The sequence below is a fragment of the Flavihumibacter stibioxidans genome (assembly GCF_014332695.1).
Lineage (GTDB): Bacteria > Bacteroidota > Bacteroidia > Chitinophagales > Chitinophagaceae > Flavihumibacter > Flavihumibacter stibioxidans.
In genome coordinates this window covers 1-5,059 of sequence record NZ_MBUA01000010.1, presented here as the reverse complement: position 1 = coordinate 5,059, position 5,059 = coordinate 1, and the positions used below count along the sequence as shown (strand labels likewise).

Annotated in this window: 4 protein-coding genes; all 4 read right to left on the bottom strand. The window is 48.3% G+C overall.

Annotation, left to right across the window (positions count from 1 at the left end):
• Positions 1-287: 287 nt before the first annotated feature.
• Positions 288-1,436 (bottom strand): IS91 family transposase, encoded by a 1,149-nt coding sequence (locus BC349_RS07115; RefSeq protein ID WP_187256029.1) that lies wholly within the window; start codon positions 1,434-1,436, stop codon positions 288-290.
• A 3-nt stretch (positions 1,437-1,439) separates the two neighbouring features.
• Positions 1,440-2,381 (bottom strand): tyrosine-type recombinase/integrase, encoded by a 942-nt coding sequence (locus BC349_RS07110; protein ID WP_187256030.1) that lies wholly within the window; start codon positions 2,379-2,381, stop codon positions 1,440-1,442.
• 161 nt (positions 2,382-2,542) lie between these two features.
• A complete protein-coding gene (gene istB / locus BC349_RS07105) occupies positions 2,543-3,292 on the bottom strand; it encodes an IS21-like element helper ATPase IstB (protein WP_187256069.1) in 750 nt (249 codons plus the stop codon).
• 11 nt (positions 3,293-3,303) lie between these two features.
• Positions 3,304-4,830, bottom strand: coding sequence for an IS21 family transposase (gene istA, locus BC349_RS07100; RefSeq protein WP_222840114.1), 1,527 nt, complete (start codon positions 4,828-4,830; stop codon positions 3,304-3,306).
• Positions 4,831-5,059 lie beyond the last annotated feature (229 nt).

The window sequence follows — 5,059 nt, the reverse complement described above, 5'->3', positions numbered from 1 at the left end:
AACAACTAAGCTTCGTCGGGTGCGAAGCGCCAACGATGAAGCGGATGTTGCACGGAACCTTGGTAGCCGGGCTATTACTTATGGGGTTTGAATAGTAGAAGTTACTGGTTTAAGAAATGAAAACCGGAGGATTAAACTGATCTGGAGTTGCATGATGGATTTACTCCCTTCAAAAGGATAGCTAATTTTATTCCGGATCAGGATTTTCTATTGATTCTCCTGGCAATCATGCAATGTTTTCATAGGTAATGGATATAAAATTCCCAGGCCTGTTCGGCAATCAGCTTTCAAAGGGTCGTCTTTACATTTGATGTTACCTGGTTCAATATTGCAATAGGTGGTCCCCGATGATCAAAATCCATCACGTGTTGCATGCGGCCTTTTTTGCAACAGGGACAGCTGGCTTCAATTGGTACGGATAGTTCTGCAGTAGGTTGCTCTTTTTTGTTGCGGTTCTGCTTCGGAGTTAATTGTTCCCGGATCGTTGGAAGTGATGTCTGCTTTACCGCATTACTCAACATCCCATAATGCCGAATCCGCACAAATCCTTTAGGCAGGATGTGCAGCGCAAAGCGCCGGATAAATTCTACTGCAGATAAACACATTTCTTTTTTAGTACCTGCCTGTCGGTAATCCTTGTAGGTAAACTGAACAGTTTGATCATTGACTGCCGTGATGCGATGATTGCTGATCGCAATCTTATGCGTATAGCGTCCCAGGTATTCAATCACCTGGTCAGGTCCACCGAAAGGACGTTTGGCATACACTACCCAGGGGGTAGCAAAAAGCTGGTTGAAAAATTCCGGTGGCTGCTCCGGAAACGCTTTTCGCAAGGCTGCTGCATACCGGGCCCGGAATACCGCACTCAGGGCTTTTACCGGATAGAGGAACTTGCCTTTGCAGCGGGTGCTTTTCCAATGGCCCGTAGAAGTGATACCCCCACCCGGAACGATACAATGCAGGTGCGGATGCAGGGTGAGTGTTTGTCCCCAGGTATGCAGGATGCTGATCATACCGGTTTGAGCACCAAGGTGTTTTGGATCCGATGCAAAAGATTGAATCGTACTCCAAACGGTTGAGAATAGCAAACCATAAACAACAGCCGGTTTATGCAACGCCAGTTGATTGATCGCCTCCGGTAATGTAAACACCACATGATAGTACGGAACAGGCAATAGTTCTTCCTGCCGGGCCGCCATCCAGGCTTCCCGCTGCTGTCCCTGGCACTTGGGACAGTGGCGATTGCGGCAACTGTTATAGCTGATACGCAGGTGCCCGCAACTATCGCACTGATCAATATGCCCGCCCAGTGCTGCCGTTCTGCAGCGCCGGATCGCATGCAGGGTGCGCCACTGCCAACTGTTTAAGGATAGTTGCTCATTTGCTCGCTCCCAGTGCAGGTTCAGAATAGTGGCCAGTTCAAAAGCCGGTTGCACGGTTTACCTGCCGTAAAGCTGATCCAGCACGCTGAGGGGTGGTCGATCAACGGGTTGCGCAACATGTAAATAAATCATCGTGGTATCGATGCTCTCATGGCCCAAGAGTTTTTGGATGGTCATGATATCGATGCCAGCTTCCAATAAATGCGTGGCATAGGTATGACGAAGGGTATGAACCGATACTTCTTTTTTAATGCCTGCCTGTTTGACTGCCTGGGTAACGGCCCACTGCACACCACGTTGGGAATAGCGGCTGTCAAAATCGCCTCCTTTGCGGCCTTCAATTGAAGGATCGCCTTTGCCATTGAAGAGCCACTTAACAGGACCTTCGGCATCGATGTATTTTTGAAGTCCGGCTGCCAGTACCGAGCCAATAGGAACATAGCGATCTTTCTTGCCCTTGCTTTGCCGGATGTGCAACATGCGGCGGTTCAGATCAATGTCTTTGAGTTGCAGGCTACGCACTTCCATACAGCGAAGGCCACAGTCATACAGTAGAGCGATCAGGATCCGGTGCTTAAGCAAAGTAGGTGTGTGCAGCAGCCGTTTTACTTCTTCCCGGCTCAGAATTACCGGAAGTTTTTCTTCCCGTTGAATGGCAGGCAGGGCAATGCGTTTGTCATCCAGTCCTTCCAGCCGGAATACAAACCGAAGGCCATACACAGTGTGTTTGAAATAGGATTCCGAAGGCGTGTTGTGTTGTTGCTGCAGGAGATACAGGTAATCTTCAATCTGATCTTCATCGAGTTCAGTAGGCAGCGTGTTGAAATGTAAGGCCATCTGTGCCAGGTGCCGGGCGTAATTGTTGAGGGTGCTTTCGCTTCTGCCGGATGTCTTCATGCGACGCTTGAGCCGCTTGAATAAATCATGAAAACCAGTTACATTAGCACATGCCTGGGCAACCAGTGTAGAGGGACGCGGAGAACGGTTTGTAGTAGTCATAAATTTTGATTTTTGTTATATCAAAAAGCTACAAACTGGATATTCCACCCAAGCTGACCACTTTATTCCGGGGCAAAATGAGCACTAAAAGTTACTGTCACTTTAGTGTTTAAAAAGTTACTCGATTTATTAGTCAAAAATGCCAATGATTTATTGGTGTTTTATTCGGTTATACCAGCAGTTAAGTTAGGTCTTTTTTTTCGCAGTGATTCTCCTTTGAGTTCCAAACGATGCGCATCATGTATGATCCGATCCATGATGGCATCCGCTATGGTTTGTTCACCAATCACCTCATACCATTTGTTGACCGGCACCTGTGCTGTGAACAGGGTGGAGTGTTTGCCATGGCGGTCTTCAATGATGTCCATCAGTATGGCCCGGTTCTGCGCATCCAGCGGTTGCATCCCAAAGTCATCCAATATCAACAGGTCCTGTTTTTCTATTTTGGCTATTTCTTTTAAATAGGTGCCGTCCGCTTTTCCCATTTTTAACCGGGAGAACAGCTTGGTGCAATGCTCGTATTGCACTTTATAGCCCAGTGAACAGGCCTGGTGACCCAAGGCTGACGCAATAAAACTTTTTCCTATTCCGGTACTGCCGGTTATAAGCAGGTTTTCTTTTTTCTTGATAAAATCACAATCGGCCAGTCGCAGCAACTGATTTTTATGGAGCTCCCGTTCATTGGTAAAGCTGATTTGCTCAATCGATGCCTTGTAACGGAACCTCGCTCGCAGCACACTCCTGTCCAGTTTTCTATTGTAGCGATCGTCCCATTCCGAACTAACCATTAGGCCAACCAGTTCATCAGGCGTGTAGCGGACGGCTGTATCGGTTTCAAGATTGGTCTGGAAGGCACGTAACATGCCAAAAAGTTTCATGGTTCTCATTTTTTCGATGGTTTGCTCATTCATTGGTGTTGTTTTTATTGATAATAATGATTGCCCCGGATGTTGTCATGGCTGGGCATGGGGGTAGATTGGGACTCTTCCGGATCCGTCAGATCCAGCCCTTTTTGTAAGATATCTTCAATCGCCCGATAGGAGTAAAGGCCATACGCATGCCCTCGCTGGCAGGCCCGGATCAGCCGTTCGTGTCCAATCCGCTTCCCAAAAGAGAGGATGCCATTACAAATTTTATAGGCTTGTTCCGGATGTCGTTTTTTCAACAGCACCTGACTAATGTAGTGCTCCACTTCGGGTGCAATCACGCGGGCGAGGCTTAAAAAATAATCCGGATTCCAGGCGACCTGTACCTGATGCTGACTGGCCATATGACTACCCTCCGTACTGTAATTGTGTGCACTGCGCACCCGGCGGTGCGTGGCAATGCGTTCGTATTTGTAATAAATCTCCACCTCAGAGACACTGAAGAGTATACGTACCTTTTTACTGATATATCCATACGGCACACTGTAGTAGTGCTTATCCACGCTCAGGCAAACATGGCCATTTTTCATAACCGTGGCATGAACGGACCGGCGTAGTTCATAGGGTTTGGCCGGAAGGGGCTGCAGGGCGATCTTTTCCAGTTCATCGAACTGCTCGCGGCGACTGTAGGAACGGCCTTTAAACGGAGTGTTGTTGTGCTGCTCCAACAATAACAGGACCTGCTCATTCAATCGTTCCAGTGTCGTAGCGGGCCCCTCCGACAGCGCCACAAAAACGCGGCTGTACATGATTTTTACAGCCCCCTCTACCAGGGATTTGTCTTTGGGTTTGTAGGCCCGGGCCGGGAGCGGCGTCATCCCATAGTGATCGGCAAAGGCTTCAAAATTTTCGTTTAATGTCGGTTCGTACCGGCTGCTTTTGACAACCGCCGATTTTAGGTTATCCGGAACAATGGCATTGGGGGAGCCCCCAAAATAATGGAGGGCATGCTCACAGCAACCGATAAAGTCCTCTACCCGCTGCGACATGACAGCTTCCATATAGGTAAGCTGGCTGGCACCCAGTATGGCTACAAAGACCTCGGCTTCCTGCAGTTCACCGGTCGCTTCATCCAGAACAGGTAGTTTTTCCCCGGTAAAGTCAACATAGACCTTGTCACCCGCGGTATGCTCCATGTGCATGCTGGGCTGTACACGGCGCTTCCATAAATGATAATGACGGTAAAATGCAGTGTGCCCAAAGCCTGCAGGATGCTCCCGGCGGTAAAGTTCCCATAACCGCAGTAGTGTCATCCCTCGTTGCCGTAAGCGTTTGTCGTTGTCCCTAAAGAAGGCGAGCAGTTCCTTGAGCCTGGTATCCGGAACAACCTCCGGTTCCTTGCAGAATAGTTCGTCTAAATCCTTATCGGACAAGCGGCTGAGCTCTTCCCAGGAAGTGGAAAGCGCATCGACTATGTCCAGGTATTTTTTTACCGTATTACGGGATACACCGGTTAATTTGTTTATCTGCAGTTTATTGTGGCCCTGAAATGAAAGTTTTAGTACTTGACGAAGTTTACTCATCTTAATCGGGTTGTTTGGCATTGTAACTGGTATGAACAGCGAGAATAAGCCATTCAACCAGCATCCTAACTAAACCGATGAACGTACCATAAACAACTAAATGAAGTGCTCAGTTTGACGCGGAAAAGTAGTGGTCAATTTGCCCCGGAATTCAGTGGTCAATTTGCTCCGGAAACCAGTGATCAGTTTGGCGCGGAAAAAAGTGCTCAGGTTACGCGGAATTTCCAGT

What these genes read in the sequence shown, in the direction of transcription:
- istA (WP_222840114.1), bottom strand. Translation starts at nt 4,830, where the DNA reads ATGAGTAAACTTCGTCAAGTACTAAAACTTTCATTTCAGGGCCACAAT.
- istB (WP_187256069.1), bottom strand. Translation starts at nt 3,292, where the DNA reads ATGAATGAGCAAACCATCGAAAAAATGAGAACCATGAAACTTTTTGGC.
- BC349_RS07110 (WP_187256030.1), bottom strand. Translation starts at nt 2,381, where the DNA reads ATGACTACTACAAACCGTTCTCCGCGTCCCTCTACACTGGTTGCCCAG.